Origin of the sequence: Nostoc sp. PA-18-2419 (genome assembly GCF_005869855.1) — a bacterium.
In the GTDB taxonomy this organism is placed as follows: Bacteria; Cyanobacteriota; Cyanobacteriia; order Cyanobacteriales; family Nostocaceae; genus Nostoc.
The window spans coordinates 21,912-41,018 of sequence record NZ_SZNH01000030.1 but is presented as its reverse complement, the minus strand read 5'-3'; the positions used below and the strand labels follow the sequence as shown (position 1 = coordinate 41,018).

General features: G+C 43.4%; 19 protein-coding genes. 2 read left to right on the top strand and 17 right to left on the bottom strand.

The window, feature by feature from the left end:
- Positions 1-62: 62 nt before the first annotated feature.
- Complete coding sequence (locus FCR06_RS24355) at positions 63-623, bottom strand: hypothetical protein (protein WP_138504376.1); 561 nt, start codon at positions 621-623, stop codon at positions 63-65.
- Positions 624-972: 349 nt separating this feature from the next.
- Here FCR06_RS24355 and FCR06_RS24350 point away from each other — a divergent pair, with 349 nt between their 5' ends.
- On the top strand, positions 973-1,350 hold the full coding sequence (locus tag FCR06_RS24350) for a hypothetical protein (RefSeq protein ID WP_138504328.1): 378 nt from the start codon (positions 973-975) through the stop codon (positions 1,348-1,350).
- A 325-nt stretch (positions 1,351-1,675) separates the two neighbouring features.
- Here FCR06_RS24350 and FCR06_RS24345 read toward each other — a convergent pair whose 3' ends face one another.
- The 11 genes from FCR06_RS24345 to FCR06_RS24300 all read right to left on the bottom strand — a co-directional run bounded on the left by FCR06_RS24345 (position 1,676) and on the right by FCR06_RS24300 (position 14,040).
- Positions 1,676-4,348, bottom strand: a complete 2,673-nt coding sequence (locus tag FCR06_RS24345; RefSeq protein ID WP_138504326.1) for a DEAD/DEAH box helicase — start codon at positions 4,346-4,348, stop codon at positions 1,676-1,678.
- A gap of 147 nt (positions 4,349-4,495) precedes the next feature.
- Complete coding sequence (gene proC / locus FCR06_RS24340; RefSeq protein ID WP_138504324.1) at positions 4,496-5,314, bottom strand: pyrroline-5-carboxylate reductase; 819 nt, start codon at positions 5,312-5,314, stop codon at positions 4,496-4,498.
- Positions 5,315-5,419: 105 nt separating this feature from the next.
- Positions 5,420-6,025, bottom strand: a complete 606-nt coding sequence (locus FCR06_RS24335; protein WP_138504323.1) for a cell division protein SepF — start codon at positions 6,023-6,025, stop codon at positions 5,420-5,422.
- Between the two features lie 51 nt (positions 6,026-6,076).
- Entirely contained in the window at positions 6,077-6,199 is a 123-nt protein-coding gene (locus FCR06_RS34405) for a hypothetical protein (protein WP_262984709.1), read from the bottom strand.
- A 189-nt stretch (positions 6,200-6,388) separates the two neighbouring features.
- A complete protein-coding gene (locus FCR06_RS24330; protein WP_138504321.1) occupies positions 6,389-7,057 on the bottom strand; it encodes a YggS family pyridoxal phosphate-dependent enzyme in 669 nt (222 codons plus the stop codon).
- Positions 7,054-7,332 (bottom strand): transcriptional coactivator PipX, encoded by a 279-nt coding sequence (gene pipX, locus FCR06_RS24325; RefSeq protein WP_138504319.1) that lies wholly within the window; start codon positions 7,330-7,332, stop codon positions 7,054-7,056. Before pipX ends, FCR06_RS24330 begins: the two co-directional genes overlap by 4 nt.
- 563 nt (positions 7,333-7,895) lie before the next feature.
- Complete coding sequence (locus FCR06_RS24320) at positions 7,896-9,542, bottom strand: anthranilate synthase component I (RefSeq protein ID WP_138504317.1); 1,647 nt, start codon at positions 9,540-9,542, stop codon at positions 7,896-7,898.
- A gap of 36 nt (positions 9,543-9,578) precedes the next feature.
- On the bottom strand, positions 9,579-10,496 hold the full coding sequence (locus FCR06_RS24315) for an energy-coupling factor transporter transmembrane component T family protein (RefSeq protein ID WP_138504315.1): 918 nt from the start codon (positions 10,494-10,496) through the stop codon (positions 9,579-9,581).
- Between the two features lie 73 nt (positions 10,497-10,569).
- Positions 10,570-11,931 (bottom strand): ribosome biogenesis GTPase Der, encoded by a 1,362-nt coding sequence (der, locus tag FCR06_RS24310; protein WP_138504313.1) that lies wholly within the window; start codon positions 11,929-11,931, stop codon positions 10,570-10,572.
- A gap of 318 nt (positions 11,932-12,249) precedes the next feature.
- Positions 12,250-13,446, bottom strand: coding sequence for a site-2 protease family protein (locus tag FCR06_RS24305; RefSeq protein WP_138504311.1), 1,197 nt, complete (start codon positions 13,444-13,446; stop codon positions 12,250-12,252).
- 336 nt (positions 13,447-13,782) lie between these two features.
- Complete coding sequence (locus FCR06_RS24300) at positions 13,783-14,040, bottom strand: photosystem I reaction center subunit PsaK (RefSeq protein WP_411268019.1); 258 nt, start codon at positions 14,038-14,040, stop codon at positions 13,783-13,785.
- 121 nt (positions 14,041-14,161) lie between these two features.
- Here FCR06_RS24300 and FCR06_RS24295 point away from each other — a divergent pair, with 121 nt between their 5' ends.
- A complete protein-coding gene (locus FCR06_RS24295; RefSeq protein ID WP_138504309.1) occupies positions 14,162-14,794 on the top strand; it encodes a phosphoribosylanthranilate isomerase in 633 nt (210 codons plus the stop codon).
- Positions 14,795-14,869: 75 nt separating this feature from the next.
- Here FCR06_RS24295 and folE read toward each other — a convergent pair whose 3' ends face one another.
- The 5 genes from folE to FCR06_RS24270 form a co-directional block, all read right to left on the bottom strand.
- Positions 14,870-15,577 carry a GTP cyclohydrolase I FolE gene (folE, locus tag FCR06_RS24290; protein WP_138504307.1) on the bottom strand — a complete coding sequence of 236 codons (708 nt, stop codon included), beginning with the start codon at positions 15,575-15,577 and terminating at the stop codon, positions 14,870-14,872.
- Between the two features lie 84 nt (positions 15,578-15,661).
- Positions 15,662-16,387, bottom strand: a complete 726-nt coding sequence (locus FCR06_RS24285; protein WP_138504305.1) for an SDR family oxidoreductase — start codon at positions 16,385-16,387, stop codon at positions 15,662-15,664.
- A gap of 358 nt (positions 16,388-16,745) precedes the next feature.
- On the bottom strand, positions 16,746-17,726 hold the full coding sequence (locus FCR06_RS24280; RefSeq protein ID WP_138504303.1) for an acetyl-CoA carboxylase carboxyltransferase subunit alpha: 981 nt from the start codon (positions 17,724-17,726) through the stop codon (positions 16,746-16,748).
- Positions 17,727-17,769: 43 nt separating this feature from the next.
- Entirely contained in the window at positions 17,770-18,036 is a 267-nt protein-coding gene (locus tag FCR06_RS24275; RefSeq protein WP_138504301.1) for a hypothetical protein, read from the bottom strand.
- Positions 18,011-19,030, bottom strand: a complete 1,020-nt coding sequence (locus FCR06_RS24270) for a long-chain acyl-[acyl-carrier-protein] reductase (protein ID WP_138504299.1) — start codon at positions 19,028-19,030, stop codon at positions 18,011-18,013. Before FCR06_RS24270 ends, FCR06_RS24275 begins: the two co-directional genes overlap by 26 nt.
- Positions 19,031-19,107: the final 77 nt, after the last annotated feature.

Sequence of the window (19,107 nt, the reverse complement as noted above, 5' to 3'; positions counted from 1 at the left end):
ATTCATACAAGAACACTAGGAAACTCAACTGTTACGGCTGTTGAGTAATTGATAGTGCGTATTCACGGATTAATTGCAGAATTAGCCATTTTCATCAAAGAAGTGCGATCGCCTGCTTTCAATCCCACAGTATATTGCACACCCTGTTGTCGCCAAGTCAAGGTAGCATCTGAACAATTAGCACCACAACTAAAATCTACAAAGTATCCAGTAATGCCCTTAGCTAAAGACACAGGTTTACCAGTCAGGCGTGGTGTTTTGCGGGTTACCGCTTCAGCTGAAAGCACACCCAAACGACAAGCAGTTCCACCATTACAGTCAGGACTGAAACCAATTAAGATGTCGTACTTTTTTGGGCTAGCAGTTTCTATAATTGCGTAAATTGGATTTTCACCATTCGACTCAGGAATAAACTTCGGTAATAAAATCTTGATTTGAGTTTTTTGCTTTAGTTTAGGCAAAATCGATTTAAAAACTTGATGCGACTGGATCCTAGCCTGTCCTTGTGCTATCAGTTGGGACTGATTGTTGAGAGTGGCTACTGCTGACTTTTGAAAGCCGCTAACGCTGACTAATGAAAATAGAGCACACACAGCAGCAATCTTTCTCAAGCTTAAAATCATCATTACAATCCTGTTTTATCTCAAACACTTATTTGTAATACCCGTTTTTAGTATCAAATTACGCATTTATTTGATAAAAAAACGTGAAAACTGGGAATAATAAACATACAAAATTAAGTAGATAAACATAATTAAATGTCAAATTTCAATCAGTAAAATCATCACCTTTTATCTTCTGACTTGAAAGTACTAACACTAAGCAAAAATACTAGTCCCGAATTCTGATGAATTGAGAGTTAAAAATCTGATAAATTTTTGATTGTAGAGATAAAAATAGATAAAAGGTCACTTGACCTCTAACTATTAATCGGATAGCCTTAGCGTTCAGAAACATTTTATTGGGAAACCGATGAACAGAAAATTAATCCTCAATTTGTTTTCCACTTCCACAATTTTTACTTCGCTGATCTCCACCCTAGGAGTATTTCATCCTGCCCATGCTAGTATCAGTCAGCGATTAATGCATACACAAGACGGTCGTACCTGTATCACTAACCCACATGGTGGAACCGATTTTATATGCATTCGAGATTCAGAAAGAAAGCAACCCTATACTTCTAAACAACGTTCCACAACCATTGTCACTTCAATGTCAGATCAAAATATTGCCATGTTGAACTTTACTGATGAGGAAAGTGATGCAGCAATTAAATTATTTGGTTGTGACTGTCCATATTGCATCAATTCTTTACGTCAGTTACGCGGTACTGGAAACTTAGTGTATTAGGCTTCAAAAGCGTAGATGGCTGGCAATAACTCCTAAAAGACTGTTAACAACATCTTGATAGCTTCATAGATGTGACTATATCTAATACCAATTTGGGATTTGAGATTTGAGATTTTGGATTAAAAGCCTAAATCACAAAGCTATTCCAGGAATTTAAAGCACTACTACCTATCCTAATCTTGGTATAAAATATAAAAACCAAAAAAGCATTTTTAATTATACACCAGAGAGAACAAGACGCGGGGACGCAAAAATAGAGACAGTACGGGATTAAATATGTCCTTGTGTCCTTTTATCCTCGTGTCTCCACGTCCCAACCTCCTCTTCATTCAACCACTTCATTCACAGGGAATCTATCAATCAGCTGCATTGCCCGATAAGCATTACGTTGGAAGGAGTCTGGCAAATGGGGAACATGGGGTATCTGCGATAACAAATCCAATGTCCGGCGTAAAATTCTCACCACATCACCTTCATCCAAGCTGGTGTTTTGGCACAGTTGTGTCCACTCGATACCCAACGCCCATTGTTCCACTAAGGCAATTAACTCAAACTCCAGCCATATAGGTAATGCTACGTTATACCGCCGTTGTAGTTGGAACATCTGGCGGCGAATTCCCCGCAATTTTGCTAAAGCTTCTGTGACTTCATTACTGAGGTCAAAGTTAACCTTACTATCTGGGCGCGGAGTTTCTGTCACCAAAGCGGCAGCGGCGGCCGCTAAATGATGCGGATCTAAGTTGTCCAATTCACCACTAGCGAATACTAAACCCAGCCACAATTCATTTTCACCGCGAATGGCAGCAGCGATTTGTCCTAATTGTGTGGGTAGTAAGTTCTCCAATGCACCAAAGTGTTGCAGAATTGCAATTAAATTGAGAAACTCTTCCCAATGACGTTGTGACTGTTGCTCAACAACCCCTTGCAACTCTTCGAGTTCGGCTTCTAGTTCGACATAGCGGGCGCGGCGTTTGAAAATCGTTGCCACATTACCTGATTGATGTACCGGATGAGCTTCAACTTGCTCTTGAATAGCAGTAACACGACTGAGTTGTTCGGCTACTTCTGGTGCCATATATAAAGACTCTACCGGATTGGGAATCTGGGTGGCGATCGCAAATGTTTCTTGACTACCAAGGATTGACTGTCCTGGTTTCAACGGCATTTCTGCTGGTGGTAGCACTTCAGGAGGCACTTCAACTCGTGGCAATTCCGCATACAAATCGACTACATCTGTTGTGGTTGCTACATACCAACGGTTATCGTATCCTAAGCATACCAAGTAAGGAGCTTCACCAGAATCAGGCGTTTTTCCGACTAACACTGCGGTTATGGGTGAAGACACTGGGATATTTTTACCTTTGAGACTCAACAGAGTTCCTGAAACTGCAAAGCCCAACATCATCGCCAATTGTTCTTGTCTATCTGAGTGCGCTTGTTGTTGCAGGGTTTTCAATATTTGGCGTTCCACTTTCAAGCGTTGCCGCAATTTCTCATAAATAGCCAGTTCATTTTCATCAACAGCGGCGATTTGCTCGTGTAATTGGGCTAATTGCGCTTGTAATTCTGCAATTTCATCGTATTCTGGCCTTAAATGTAAGGTGGCCATGTACTGCCCAAAACTGCGTTCTATCAGTTCCCTGGCTTGCTCTATGGTATGGGTTTGCAGCAAGTTGAGTACCATGCCGTAACTGGGGGTAAACTGGCTGACTAGGGGATCTGGCTTGGATGTTGCTAAATACGCAGCTTCTTTAGCTCCTTCAAAGGGAGTTTGCACTGTCACCACATGACCTTGTTTATCCATTCCCCTGCGGCCGGCGCGTCCCGCCATTTGCAGAAATTCGGAAGCGTTCAGCAGGCGGTGTCCGGTGTCAGTACGCTTGGAAAGGGTAGAAATTACTGTTGTCCGGGCGGGCATATTAATTCCAGCTGCCAGTGTCTCAGTAGCGAATACGACTTTAATCAGCCCTTGCTGAAATAGTTCTTCTACCAGTGCTTTCCATGCAGGCAAAATCCCAGCGTGGTGGGCGGCAATTCCGCGGTACAAGGGAGCAATTTGTCCAGAACGTCCTGCTTCGGGATTACGGTTTAAAAACTCATCAATTTGTTCCCGTAAAATTTGGGACTCTTCATTATTTACCAACCATAAATCACCCACTTCTGCTACTGCTTTATCGCATCCTCGACGGCTGAAGATAAAGTAAATAGCTGGCAACATATCCCGTTGCTGCAAATGGCTCAAGGTATAAATTATGCCAGGAGCTTCTGGTCTACCAGCTTTCCCCCGATCGCCTTGTCTTCTTTTACCACGATTTGCCAAACGGGGGTTAATTTTGGTTTTGCTATCATTCAACAAAGGAAATAATCCTTTGGGATTGCAAAAGTGGAATTCCAAAGGTACCGGGCGAAAATCTGAGTAAATCAGGTCTGTTGGCCCGTGAACGCGATTGAGCCAGTCGGTGAGTTGATCGCTATTGGCAACCGTGGCTGAAAGGGCTGCTAGTTGAATTTCACGGGGACAGTAAATGATTGATTCTTCCCAAACTGTACCACGTTGGCGATCGTTCATGTAGTGGCACTCATCTAGCACCACTGCCTCAACGTCTACTAATGAGATGCCGACTTGCCCAATGGGCGTACCATAAAGCATATTTCGGAAAATTTCTGTGGTCATCACCAAAATTGGTGCATCTCTGTTAATAGAAGCATCTCCAGTTAACAGTCCCACCAGATCAAATCCGAATTTTTCTCGAAAATCACGTAATTTTTGATTCGACAGCGCCTTCAGGGGAGTAGTGTAAAACACACGTTTTCCTCGCGATAGGGCGCGATAAATGGCATATTCCCCTACTAACGTTTTGCCCGAACCTGTAGGCGCACATACTACTACGGAACGTCCAGCATTGAGGGATGCGATCGCATCTTTCTGGAACAGATCCAGTTCAAAGGGAAATATCGACCTGAGGTCAAGTTCAGGAGACGGCGCGGGATAATTCACTCAATCACATTTGCAACCAGATTGTCTACTATACTAACGAGTCTTTTGTCAACTTCGTTAGGGGTATTGGGGATTGGGAGTGTGGGAAGGGTGGGGAGATGGGCTGAAATTCTCTGCCCATCTCCCCATCTTTCTACTTCTGACTCCTCATTTTCCCAGTTCTTGCGATCGCTCTGTAGCAGCTTTAACTGCTTCAATTAAACCTGAGCGAAATCCTGCTTGTTCTAGCTTGGCAACCCCAGCGATTGTTGTACCGCCAGGACTAGTAACGCGGTCTTTAAGTTCTGCTGGGTGTATTTTGGTTTCCTGCAACAGTTTGGCTGTTCCTAATACAGTTTGCAAAGCTAGTTGATTGGCAATGACTCTGGGTAAACCTGCGGCTACTCCACCGTCAGCAAGTGCTTCTATCAAGAGTGCCACGTAAGCTGGGCCGCTACCAGATAGCCCTGTAACTGCGTCCATCAGCACTTCTGGAACTTCTACGACTTCCCCCACCGCTTCAAAAACTTGATGTGCTATTTGGTAATGCTTATAGTTGGTGTATGCACCCGAACAAATCGCGGTAACTCCTGCTCCCACTGTTGCTGGCGTGTTGGGCATTGCTCTGATTACTGGCAATTGCAAAAATGCAGCTTCTAACTGACTTAAAGGTACACCCGCTAAGATGGAAATAATCAACGGTGAGTGTTCTGGATTCCGAATTTCAATGTGTGCTAATTCTTGAGCGATCGTGCTCAAGACTTGGGGTTTTATTGCCAAAAAGATAACTTCTTTGGCTTGGGTGAAAACTTCGCTACTATCCGTAGTTACAGCAACATTATAGTGCTGTTTTAAAAAATTCTGGCGTGAGGGTAGCGGTTCGCTAACTATGACTTCTGAGGATTGATAAATTCCAAGCGCGATAAGGCGGGATAAGAGCGATTCTCCCATTACCCCGCCACCAATTAAACCAAATTTAATAGTCATTAGTCATTTGTCATTGGTCATTAGTCATTTGTCATTGGTCATTAGTCATTGTTTATTGTTAACTAACAAATGACAAAGGACGAAGGACAAAAGACTAATTTAACTTTATTGTGCCATCCGGTTAGGTTCGTTGCCCCAATTTTGATTTGAAGATGAAGAACTTGGGGGACGAGAAGGACGGGCTGGTGGTTGCGGTACTTCATGAAGAACCCCACCTTGGGTGCTAACTTGTACACAGCTGGGCGTAAACAAAAAGATGCTCTCACCGATGCGCTCTTGATGTCCATCTAGGGCGTAAGTACCACCTGCGACAAAATCGACTGCTCGCTGAGCTTGATCTGGGTCCATGATTGTCAGGTTTAATACCACTGACTTGCGTTCTCGCAGCGCTTGAATTGCCTGAGGCATTTCTTCAAAGGTTCGTGGTTCGAGTACTAAAACTTCCGAAATTCCGTTAATTGCTCCTGGCATACCAATCACATTCCCCATTGGCTTTGACCCTGTTGCGATTTCTTCTCCCATTGTAGGCACTGGTTCCCGCCAACGTCGATTTGGAGTTGCTGGGGTTTCTTGTGGCACTGATTGGGGATTTTCTTGCTGATACAGATTTTGGTAATTATTATCTGTATCTGGTTCTTCTTCGTAGTATTCGTATTCCACTTGCTCATTTAGACCTACAAAGTCTCTGAGTTTGGAAAAAATGTTGTTCATTGTGTACTCTCCTGGTGCGAATAGCCGGTATTGACTTGGCTTCAAATTAATTTAGCCATCTGCGATCGCTACATGGGTGGATACTTCAGCAAATATATTGCTATTTGTAGCCTGTACTACGGGCTTTGGCAATAGACGGACACTTGTAGCAAGGTCTGTGGATCGCCTAAACATAATAATGAGTCAAGATTATATCCTAAGGTTTGTCCGAAGGAAAGTTCTTTATCACCCGAATTTTACTTGGCGATTGCTCTTGTCAATACTATATCCTTTGTTTCCAATTGCACCAGTCTGTCACAAAATTCTTGTCATCAAATCCTGATCTCTAATTAATACTCAACTATAAGGCTGATGACCAGTATGCTAAAGGCGATCGCCAAACAAGATGGTTCCTAATCGTACCATCGTTGTGCCTGCTTGCACTGCTAGTTCGTAGTCTCCTGACATACCCATAGATAGGTGCTGCATTTTTATCTGCGACCAGTTTTGTTCTTGGATTTCTTTTGCCAGTTGACGACATCGATTAAACACACTCAGAATTTCCGCCTCATCCAATCCTGAAGGCGGAATTGTCATCAAACCTTGAATTTGTAAAGTTTTGCATTGATTCAGGGCGGGTAAATCAGCCAAAAGTTCTGGCACACTCCAACCTGACTTGTTGGCATCTGGGAGAATTTTTACTTGCAAGCAAACTTGGGGACTCACTCCCAACTGTTGCGCCAATTGTTCTAAGCGCACTGCCAACTTTAAATTATCTACGGAGTGAATCCAGTGGAATTGTTCAATGGCTTTTTTGGCTTTATTGCTTTGCAAATGTCCAATAAAGTGCCAAGTAATATCCGATAAGTCTTGCAACTGGGCTTGCTTAATGCTGGCTTCTTGGATACGACTCTCTGCAAAATCACGAATTCCTGCGGCATAGGCAGACCGAATCGCTTCAGCAGAAACTTGCTTGCTAACAGCAATCAATCTGACTGAAGTTGGCAATGAGGAGCGAATGGTAACAATACGTTCGTAAATCGAACTGTTCATTGGAAGGTGCGTTGGAAAACACTCTGAAGCTGATCGTACTCCTGAGATTGCCCACCGCGACGCAGAGTACGCAAGCGATTTTCCAACATCATTCTAGCTTCGGTGCGTCCTATAGGCTGGAACTTAATACCTTTAATGTCATTTGCTACCAAAAAAAATAACCGTTGGGCATAAAGTGTCGTGAACAGATCCTGGTTTTCATCAACCATACAGATTTTGTAAAGTAAACCCCAAGTTGGATGATTTATGTAAGTTTCTGCGTTTTCTGGATTCATTTAAGAGTCAAGGTGGGAGTATGTTTATGCTTTCACAGTTGATTCCAAACATTCAGACGATAATATCAACATTCGTCAGAATATTTTCTTAAGATGCGAAACTGTGGTTTTGAAGACCTCGATCTATTTTTAAAGGAGCAAATTAAGCTAGTGGTAGTGAGGCGGAGGTTGTTGAAAGTTTGGCGTAGTATGGGAAAACACCCGATAAACATCCCAAGGGCAAAAGCCAACTTTCTAACTTCTTTCCATACTGCCACAACTGTGGCTTAATGGAGCAAAATTAGGTCATATGAACGGGGAATGAGGAGTGGAGACACTCTGACGCAGAGAATGAAAAATGCCCTATTATGTATTGCCTATTCTCCATTCCCTTAAGGACTTCGTTTCTAAAAAATATCCCACTGTTCACACCCATCAGTCATCAGCGAGCAACTTCAAAGAAGATAATTTAAGTACGTGAGTAGGAAAATTTATCGTTGAGATGAGGCAGGAGGCAAGAGGAGAGAGGGTTTTAGCCTAATTAATTTTTATTCACATAGTTTGGTTTTATTGTGCCGACTTACTTATTTCTCGGAATTGCCTGATTGATTATTCAATATTTTCAGCGCTGCCAACTGCGCCTGAGCTTTATGCAGACATTCATACCATTCTCTCTCAGGATCGCTGTCTGCAACAATTCCCGCGCCAACTTGTCCCCAAACAATGTTGAGTGGAGAGCGAGGGAGGGATGAGGTGGTGGGGTGGTGAGGAGATGAGCTGAAATTTTCTTGCCGTCTCCCCATTGCCCCATCTCCTCCATCTTCCTTCTCAGGGGCTAGTAGCAGGGTACGGATTAAGATATTTAAGTCTAAATTACCACGCCAATCTAAATAGCCACAGGAACCGTAGAATAAGCTGCGTCGCACGGGTTCTAATTCTTCGATAATTTCCATGCAACGGATTTTGGGACAACCTGTAATTGTGCCGCCTGGGAAGGTGGCGCGAATCAAATCAATGACGGTGCGTTCGGCTTCGCCGTGCTGTAGGGATTCGTTTTTTAAAGTGCCTATGATGTTGCTGACAAGATGCATCACATGGCTATATCGCTCAATTGTCAGCAATTCGTCTACAACAACGCTTCCCCATTCACAAACTCGCCCTAGATCATTGCGTTCCAAATCCACGAGCATGATGTGTTCTGCACGTTCTTTGCTGTTGCTGAGTAAATCTTGTGCCAGTTGGCTATCTTGTTCTGGGTTTGCACCACGCGATCGCGTCCCAGCGATCGGTCTGGTTTGTGCTTGTCGATTTTGCAACAATACTAATCGTTCCGGGGAACAACTCATCACCTCCCCCCAAGGCGTTTGCCAATAGCTGGCAAATGGAGAAGGATTGATTTTTTGCAAGGCTTGGTAAATTTCCCAACCAGAAGCTGCTGTAGACGCTTGAAATCGTAATGAAAGATTTGCCTGAAAAATGTCTCCAGCTTGAATATATTTTTTCACCTGGTTGACAGTTGTCTCATAATCTGGTTTTGATGTCAAAAACAGAGGAGCACATGAGCCAGATGAGGGAGACAATCCTACGTTGTTGTCGCTGTCTGCTTGGCTGTGATCCAATTTTTCCTGTAACTTATTGAGTCCATTGTGATCGCTGGCGGCTAACCAAAGAATTTGTTCTGCGTGATCTAAAACAGTAAAACAATCTGGTTCATACCAAAAAGCTACAGGAAATGGCAAGGGATCAATTTTATTAACGGGTAGCTGTTCGATTTCCCATGCGACATCGTAGCCCAGCCAACCCAACCAACCACCGCTAAAAGGAAGGTGAGGTGGGGCATTGGGCATTGGAAGTGTGGGAGGGGTGGGAGGTATGGGAGGATGGGGAAGAAATCTTTCCCCCCTCTTTCCCCACACTCCCTCATCTCCCTCATCTTTTTCATCTCCCCATCTCCTCATCTCCTTATCTCCTTCATCCAACAACTGTTCTAAGAAAGGAAAAACCTGTCCTAGCTTTGGTGTCCACATCTGTGGAACCCCATCCACTAGGCGAGGAGCACCTGCACAGATAGAATATCGACTCAGCTGGGGATGTTCGATTGGTGTTGGGTAGGGACTTTCCAGTAGGGTAGCAATTCCCGTTCCGGTGGTGGGGCCAAACAAGGCAGTAAAAACTTCCGAACCCGTGCGCTTTTTTAAGGGTAGCGATCGCCAATACCAAGCCTTCATCATACTATTTAGAAACTTTCCATTTTCAAGGATGGCAAATTAGACTTTAGTTCCGACAGCTAGTCGTATTCCCCAGAATAAGACTAAAGTCGCAATAGCAAACCAGTCAAGGGCTTTTAATCGTAAATCATGCCACTGCACTCGATGTTCGTTGGGAGTGGTAAAACCTCTTACGACCATTGCATTGGCCATTTGTTCGGCTCGTAAGAGTAGATTATCTAACAATCTTTCTGCAACTGTCATCCAAAGCTTAAATGCTCCTTTTAATCCCAGCTTTTTCCAATTAATTGCCCTTGTCATTACAGAGCGAAATAAGTTTTGTACTTCTTCTAAAACCAGGGGAATAAAGCGCAAAGATAAAGTTAAAGTTAAAATAATTTCTGTAACGGGCAGCTTCAAACGCCGCAGGGGTTGCATTAAGCTTTCTATGCCAGATGTAATTTCTTCTGGCGCGGTTGTCAGTAGATATAGGTTGGTGCTGTAAATCACAGTAAATATAATCGTACTCAGGCTTACCGCCAAATCTAAGGAGTGGCGAGTTATTCTAAGTGCACCTTTTTGAAATAGCACATAGCTATATTTTTGATGAGTGCTTGCTTGTTGAATAGGATTATTCGAGTTTGCTGGCTGGGTTAATATTTGTTCGTTCGCTGGCAGTCGTGGCTGATAATCTATACCCATTGCATCAGGACTGATGGCTGCGATCGCTAAGACAAAAAATGATAGCATCAATAACCATCCCATTTGCTGCCGCCATACTCGTTGGGGAATCCTTGCAAATAAGGTCGTAACGATTAATATTACCACCAGCAACACCCGCCAATAGTTGTTGGCTAATATATAACTGGTTAAAAAACTCATCAACCAGGCAAACTTGACTCGCGGATCGATTTTATGTAACCAAGTTTGGGGTTGTTCTAAATATAGTCCAAGTGGCAGCGATCGCAGTAAATCCATGTTTTGTCATTAGTCATTAGTCATTAGTCATTAGTCATTAGGCAAAAAAATGACTAATGACAAGTGACGATTATTACACGCGTGTTGCTCGATTGACATTACCACTTTCAAAATCGCGAACTTTTTTACTCCGCCAGAGTAAACGAATGGGGCTACCTTTAAATCCTAGCTGTTGCCGAAATTGTCGCTCAATGTAGCGACGGTAGTTGTCGTTAAAGCGTTTGGCATCGTTGACAAATAAGGCGATGGTGGGTGGTTGGGTACTTACTTGTGTACCATAATAAATTTTGCCTTGACGCCCACCACGCGATGCTGGGGGTGAATGCCAGCTTAATGCGTCTGTTAAAACTTCATTAATCACTGATGTGCTAACACGGCGTTTGTGTGATTCAGCCGCAGTTTTGACGAAATCTAAAATCTTTTCTACCCGTTGCCCTTTTAAAGCACTGACAAATATTGTTTCTGCCCATTCAGTAAAATGTAACCGCGCTTGTAAACTTTTTTCGTAGTCGTAGATTGTGTAAGAATCTTTTTCCACTGCATCCCACTTATTAACTACGATGATGCAAGCTCGACCTTCTTCGATAATCCGTCCAGCTAATTTTTGGTCTTGCTCAGTGACTCCATCTAAAGCATCTAGTACTAATAAAACCACGTCAGCGCGGCGAATTGCTTTGAAAGCGCGGTTAATACTAAAAAATTCTGTGCCGTATTCTATTTGTTTCTTTTTGCGAATGCCAGCAGTGTCAATCAAGCGATAGGTTTGTCCATCCCGCTCAACTACAGTATCAATTGCATCGCGGGTTGTACCAGAAATTGGGCTAACAATTGCCCTTTCATTTCCCACAAAAGCATTGAGTAAACTAGACTTACCTACATTTGGGCGTCCCACAATTGCTACTTTAATTTCGTTATTTTCTGGGACTTCCCCAACGGGAGGTATGTGATTAATTAACTCATCAAGTAAATCTCCTGTACCACTGCCATGAATGGCAGAGACCGGGTACGGTTCGTTTAATCCCAATTCCCAAAATTCCGCAGCTTGGATTAAACCTTGTTCTGGTGATTCACATTTATTTACAGCTAGTAAGACTGGTACAGGTTGTTGGCGCAACCATTCAGCAATTTCCTGATCTGCTGAGGTGGGGCCAATTTGACCATCGACTACAAAGATAGCGGCACTCGCTTCTGTAAGGGCTGTCAATGCCTGTTGGCGAATCAGTGGCAAAAATTCAGTATCATCATTAAAAACTAAACCACCAGTGTCTACCACCAAAAAGTCGCGATCATTCCAATAAGCTCGGATGTAAGTGCGATCGCGTGTCACTCCTGGTTCATCATGGACAATCGCCGTTTGTTCCCCGGCGAGACGATTAACTAGGGTGGATTTGCCCACATTTGGGCGTCCGATAATAGCAACAATTGGCAGTCCCATAAAACCAGGGTAAGTAAGAGACGTAGTATATCACGTACTTCCATTTTACTTACTTTAAGTTATATCAGGGAGTCGGGGGAGCAGGAGCAGGGGGCAGGGAGCGGAAGAGAAGTTGGAGCAGAGAATAACTCGTTAACTCAACACTCAACAGTTAACGGTCAAAACTCCCCATTTCCTATTTTCAAGCTAGTTAAAAATGAAAAAAGGTAGGTGACCCTACCTCGAACCCAAAAAAAGCATTTTGTAACCAAATACCAAATTAAATATCACACAGGTTTTTGACGAATCTATTGCAAAACTATGACAAAGGTATGACAGTTAATTTTTAGTGGATTTGGCAATCGATCCAAGTTGCAATCCAGGCGGATAGCTACCTTCTTGTTTTATACGTTTGATTTCAGCATCGGTTATCCGCAAATTTAATTTTTGCGCTAATGCCCACACAATATCTCCCCGGTCAATGACACCAGCGACGGCGCCAGCAGGAGAAAGTACGGTAATCCAAGGTAAGGGCTGATTTTCTAGCTTGTTAATTACCTCTGCTAAAGATGTGGATTCGGCAACATGAGGTATTTCCGTTAAGGGACGCGCGATGTTGTGTACAGTTTGGGTTTCCCATTGACTCCTTTCGATTAAACGCAAATCGTCGATAGAAACCAAACCCCGATAACGTCCATCAGAAGCAGCAAAATAAATTTGTAAAGGGGCAGTTTCTAATAGATATAAATCGGCAAAGGAACGCAATGTCTGGTCAGCATCAACTACCCGATAGTCGCGGGTCATGGCATCGCCTGCTACCACCTTTAACAAGCTTTCTTGCAATGTGGTCACATTGTCATAGGTGCTGGCGTTGCGAACAGCAAACCAACCCAACAGGGCAATCCACAAACCAAGTACTAACTCCCTAGTAACAAAATCTATAACAAATCCGAAAGCGATCGCCCCGTATCCCAAAATTTGCCCTGCTCTTGCAGCCCAGTGTACGGCTTGGAAACGATTACCTGTTACTTGCCATAGTGCTGCTTTTAACACTTGTCCTCCATCTAGAGGTAAACCGGGAATCATGTTAAATAGCGCTACTACCAAGTTAATTCTTGCCAAATCTCCTACCATCATACTGACTGGACTAGTATCGGGTAAAACACTAGCTACTAAACGCAGCAGGAAGAAGAGTATGATACTCACCAAAGGACCAGCGATCGCTACTTGAAACGCTTGTGCTGGAGTTTTAGATTCTTCTTCGATCGCCGCAATGCCGCCAAACAAAAACAAGGTAATAGAGTTAACTTTAATTCCTTGCGATCGGGCTACCAAGCTGTGACCCAACTCATGCAACAGCACTGAACCAAATAGCAGCAGTGCCATGACTATTCCTGCACTCCAAGCTATAGCACTCCCCCATTCTTGGTAAGCTACCCCAAAATTCAGAGTTGCCAATGCCAAAATCACAAACCACAACGGGTCTAAAAATAGGGGAATTCCAAATAAAGACCCAATTTTCCAATTTGTTTGCATTATATTGTCCTAAAACTAAATATTTCTAATAGCTTTAACTCCGTAATATTTTGTAAAATTTCTTAGATATATCTAAACGTCCCTGAATTCATCCTGAGTTATCAAATGCTCTAATTTCTAAAATAGACAATTATGCCTGGGAGTAGAACTGTGAGAAGGGGAAAGAGGTAGGTGAGTGGGAAGCGTCACAGGGCTGCTAGGAAGCTTTTTTATCATCTCCCACCCCCTCACACTCCCCACATTCACCACACTCTTCACTCCCTCATCTCTTTTTTACTGGAGAGAGAACCAAAATCGTGAATGCAACTTAGAAACAAGGCTTGTTTGATTCACTACCTACAGGCGACCACTGATGTTAGTCAATCCCAAAATGATGCCAATGCCGATAATGTGACCTAAAGCCATTGCAGCAACGAATGTTGGAACACTGATCGGCAGAATTGGGAATTTGGGGCCAACTAGGGGTTTTTCAATTTTAGTACTTAGTAAAAGAACTACTAAGCTACTAATGCTGATAGCGATCGCTGTTTTGGGAGTCCATGCGGGTGTTGGAGGAACAGATGCCGCCACTGCTAGTAAAGTAGATAAAATCAACCTTTTGTCTCCTAAATGGAAAAGTTAATCTAGACCTACAAGATTATAAAATTAGCAGGTACAAAAGTTTTTTAGATAGTCTAGACTTTTCTAATAATTATTTAAAATTTGTGAAGTTTTCATGCGCGTTAAGATTTGCGGTATCACTCAACCAGAGCAATCTATAGCGATCGCCTCTCTTGGCGCAACGGCGCTAGGGTTTATTTGTGTGCCTACCTCCCCTCGCTACGTTACCACAAGCAAAATTCGAGCATTAGTGGCACAATTACCCGAAAATATTGACAAAATTGGCGTTTTTGCCAACATTCTTCTTGGCGAAATCAAGCAGATAGTTGTTGATTGTGGGTTAACTGGTGTCCAGTTACACGGAGATGAATCGCCAGCATTCTGCTACAGATTACGTCAAGCTTTGCCTAAGATTGAAATACTTAAAGCATTCAGAATTCGTAATTTTGAGCATCTTCAAACAACGACTGATTACCTACAATACGTAGATACTTTACTACTTGATGCCTACCATCCACAACAGCTCGGTGGTACAGGCAAAACCTTAGATTGGACGATGCTACAGCAATTTAATCCCAATTGCCCTTGGTTTTTAGCTGGAGGATTAACAGCAGATAATATTGTCCAAGCTTTAAGTCAGGTAAATCCTAGCGGCATTGATTTATCTAGTGGGCTAGAGAGCGCACCTGGAGATAAGGATTTAGATAAAGTAGCACTCTTGTTTGAGCGACTAAGGAGTAGAGAGTAGGGGGATGAGGAAGATGGGGAGAGAATTTCATCACCCCATCTCCCCACACTTCTTCTTAGCCCAATGCCCCATTTGCTAAAAAAACGTTGCTTGGTGGCGAATCAAATTAAACAATTCTTCACGGGTTTTGTGTTCTTCTTGAAACACACCGACCATTGCGCTAGTGACAGTTGAAGAACCTGGTTTCTGGACTCCCCGCATTACCATGCACATATGAGTAGCTTCTATGACAACGGCAACACCTTTAGGTTCGAGAATAGTCTGAATCGCTTCAGCAATTTGGCGGGTTAATCTTTCTTGGACTTGGAGGCGGCGGGAATACATCTCGACAATCCTGGCTAATTTACTCAGTCCCACAACTTTTTGATTGGGAATATAAGCAACGTGCGCTCTACCCATAAATGGCAACATGTGATGTTCGCACAGACTAAAGAAATTAATATCTCGCACTAGTACCATCTCGTTATGCCCTTCATCAAAGATGGCATCGTTAACGAGTTCTTCGAGGGATTGGTTGTAGCCGCTAGTTAGAAATCGCATTGCCTCAGCTACTCGTTTTGGTGTTTTGAGGAGTCCCTMACGTTCCGGATCTTCTCCAACGCCCAATATAAGTGTCCGCACAGCATCCATCATTTGCTCCATCTGTTCCTCTTTTGGCGGGAATAGATCTACCTGTCTCCCATTGTGGGTATTGCGATCGGGTCGTGGAGTTATGGCTTCTGCTAAGTCGGGAATTAAAGGCGATTGAGAGTAATTGGAACCGTTGGAACTAGCGGTAGTCATGATTCAGTCTTGGTTATGATTTTGTCATTGGTCATTGGTCATTTGTCATTGGTTATTTGCTTTATACAAAGAACAAATGACAAGTTAGAGTGTGCCTGTACTAGGCATTATGATCAATTCATCAATAACTGCCTGTTGTGGTAACACAACTGTGTAGAGGATTGACTGGGCTACAGTTTCCGCAGTTAACATTTTGGAACGGTCTAAATTGGCATTGAGTGTCTGTGTGTCCCAAATTTCGGTATTGACTGCCCCAGGACAGATGGTTGTGACACGAATGCCGTAGGTGCGTTCTTCTTGTGCCAAGGTTTGGGAGAGAGCAATCAAACCAGCTTTGCTGACGTTGTATACTCCCCAATAGGGAAATGGTTGCTTGCCGGCAATGGAGGCGACGTTGATAATTGTGCCTCTGCCCCGATCGCGCATTAATGGCAATATCCCCGTAATACACTGAAATACACTGGTGAGATTCAGGTTAATTACTTGCTGCCATTCGCAAAGGGGAGTTTCACTCAAACTACCTGTATACGCTATGCCAGCATTGTTTACTAAAATATCTATATCACCAAAGTCAAGGGCGATCGCTTGAATCTTTTCTTTTACTTGGGAGATTTGCCCTAAATCTAAAACGTAAGCTTTTGCTTCTACCCCAGTATGCTCTAGAGCTTCTCTTACCGCCTCCAACTTATCCAAAGAACGACTAACTAAAGCAACATCGATTCCCGCCTTTGCAAAGGCTAAAGCCGCCGCTCTGCCAATTCCACTACTTGCCCCTGTAATTAGGGCGCGTCGTTTTTGCTCAGCACTCATGGTGTCTCTCAATTTTTTGGCAATTCCCAAACTCTATTACTACCCAATTATTCTCATCTTTGAGTTTCGATAGATTAAAGGAATTTAAAAATCATTAGATTTTTAGAGAGCAACTGCTACTTTGCTATGCAGTAGTTATTATTTTATGGGTTTTCCCAGTAAAGGCTACAAATTATTACCTGAGAAATCACCCACTACAGTCGAAGTAAATTACTTAATAATATAAAAAGCCACTCAATCAAATTAAGTAGATTTGCCAAACATGCCAATGCCTATGGCTAATCAGATTGTTAAAAAATCTTTAAGCACCATAGGCAATTATAGCATTGCTATTCGGCTAATTAATCATTATCAACTGCTAATAGGCAACTTCTGTAAAAATACCAATTTTGCGGAATTTTTCGTAGCGCAGTTGGCGGCGTTCGGGAGCGGTTAAACGGTTAAGTTCCTCCAAATTTTCTAACAACACTTGCTTGAGCGTGGTAGCAGCTTTCAAGGGGTCAGCATGAGCACCACCGATGGGTTCAGGCAATATCTGGTCAATAATTCCTAAATTTTTGAGGTCGTGGGAAATAATTTTGAGAGCGACGGCGGCTTGGGGAGCTTTGGCAGCATCTTTCCACAAAATGGCGGCACAGGCTTCAGGCGTAGCGACAGTATAAACTGAGTGTTCAAACATCAATAGACGATCGCCAACACCGATGCCGAGTGCGCCCCCGGAACCGCCTTCACCGATGACTGTGCAGATAATTGGCACATCTAGGCAAAACATTTCCCGTAAATTATAGGCGATCGCTTCTCCTTGACCTTGGTGTTCCGCTTCCACCCCAGACCAAGCCCCCGGCGTGTCGATAAAAGTTAAAATCGGCATCCCAAACTTATTGGCATGTTCCATCAACCGCAATGCTTTGCGATAGCCACCAGGATAAGGCATACCAAAATTGCGGGCAATATTATCTTTGGTATCGCGGCCTTTTTGATGACCCAACATCACCACAGGTTGTCCACTCAGACGCCCAACACCACCAACTAAAGCCGGATCGTCACCGCCACAGCGATCGCCATGCAACTCCATCCATTCATCACTAATTGCTTGAATGTAATCGAGAGTACTGGGGCGACGCGGATGACGAGCGACTTGCAAACGCTGAGCTGGGGATAAACTACTAAAAATTTCCTCACGCAGTTGCATAGCGCGTGTTTCTAGTTGACGAATTTGACCAGAAACATCAACGCCATTTTCTTCAGCAAGTTGCCGAATTTGATCGATTCGGGTTGCAAGTTCTGCTAGGGGCTTTTCAAAATCCAACAGTAGCGGTTTACGTTCAGTAGTTGCCATCGTAGGAGTTATGAGTTATGAAATATCTATTTTTTGTCATTAGTCATTTGTCCTCTCGTACAAAGTGACGCTCCTGTCTTGAAAAGTTCAGAGACGCTCGCGGACTTGCTACCGCTGTGCTAAGGGCAAAAGCCGCCGCTCCGACTTTTCGCTGCGTCGCTAACGCGGCGCTAACTGATGCCTCAGGCAAGCCGCCTTGCAGGCGTCTACGCCGGAAGCCAGCGCCCAGACTTTGCGCTTTGTGTAAAGCAAATGACCAATGACCAATAACCAATGACCAATCATTAAACCAACAACGGTCTAAATCCATGCTTCACTGACACCCGACCAATCTGCTCCATTTTGTCTACGGTAATCTGATTGCGTCCCCATGAAAAGTTCGTGTACAACTTCTCAAATTCCAGCAACATCGATTCAGCAAAACAAGCAAACAACTGGCGTGCTGGTACGTCCATATTGACAATTTTCATAATTTTCCAGTCAATATCCAGGGAATGCTCTACAATTCCACCATTTAACACATGTACGCCCGGATGCTGAATTTTTGTTGCTAAATTTTTAGGATAACCACCATCAATTAACAAACATGGTTGTTTCAAAACGGTAGGTTCAATTTCCATGCCTTTGGGCATACTAGCAACCCAAACCACAATATCAGCTTGGGGTAATGCTTCGCTCAAAGTCATGACTTTTCCTCGCCCCAGTTCGCTTTGTAACTCTTTGAGACGTTCTTGGTCACGTGCTATTAGTAGAAGTTCTTTAACATCTGTTCTCGCATCTAGCCAACGTGTAACTGCACTGCCAATATCGCCTGTTGCACCACATATCGCAACAGTTGCTTTTGAGAGATCGATTCCTAGCTGTTTTGATGCTTGTTCTACCTGCCGACTAATAATATAAGCAGTATGGGTGTTTCCCGTGGTGAAGCGTTCAAACTCCAGTTTGATGTTGCGGACTTGGCTAAACTGTTCCAACTTAAAATTTTCAAAAATAATCGAGGAAAATCCGCCTAAAGCCGTAATATTAATACCGTGTTTTTGTGCATGTGCCATAGCGTTAAGCACTTTACGCGTTGCTGCTTTGATGCGACGAGTAGCTAACATCTCTGGCAAAAAGCAAGATTCTACATAGCGTCCTTCAATTTTCTGTCCAGTCAGACTGGTAACAGTAATGCTATCGACAATTTGTGGCGGGGCACTGCACCAAAAGTCTAGCCCTTGATCGGCATATTCTGGGTATCCCAATTCTTGAGCTACCGCTTGAGCGTGTTCTAAACTAGTCAGATGTCCAATTAGACCAAACATGTAATGATTATTAGCCTTGTGCTGTCTTGAGCGCGTAGAATTAGTTGGAAGTTGGAAGTTGGGAATTGAGAGTCCGG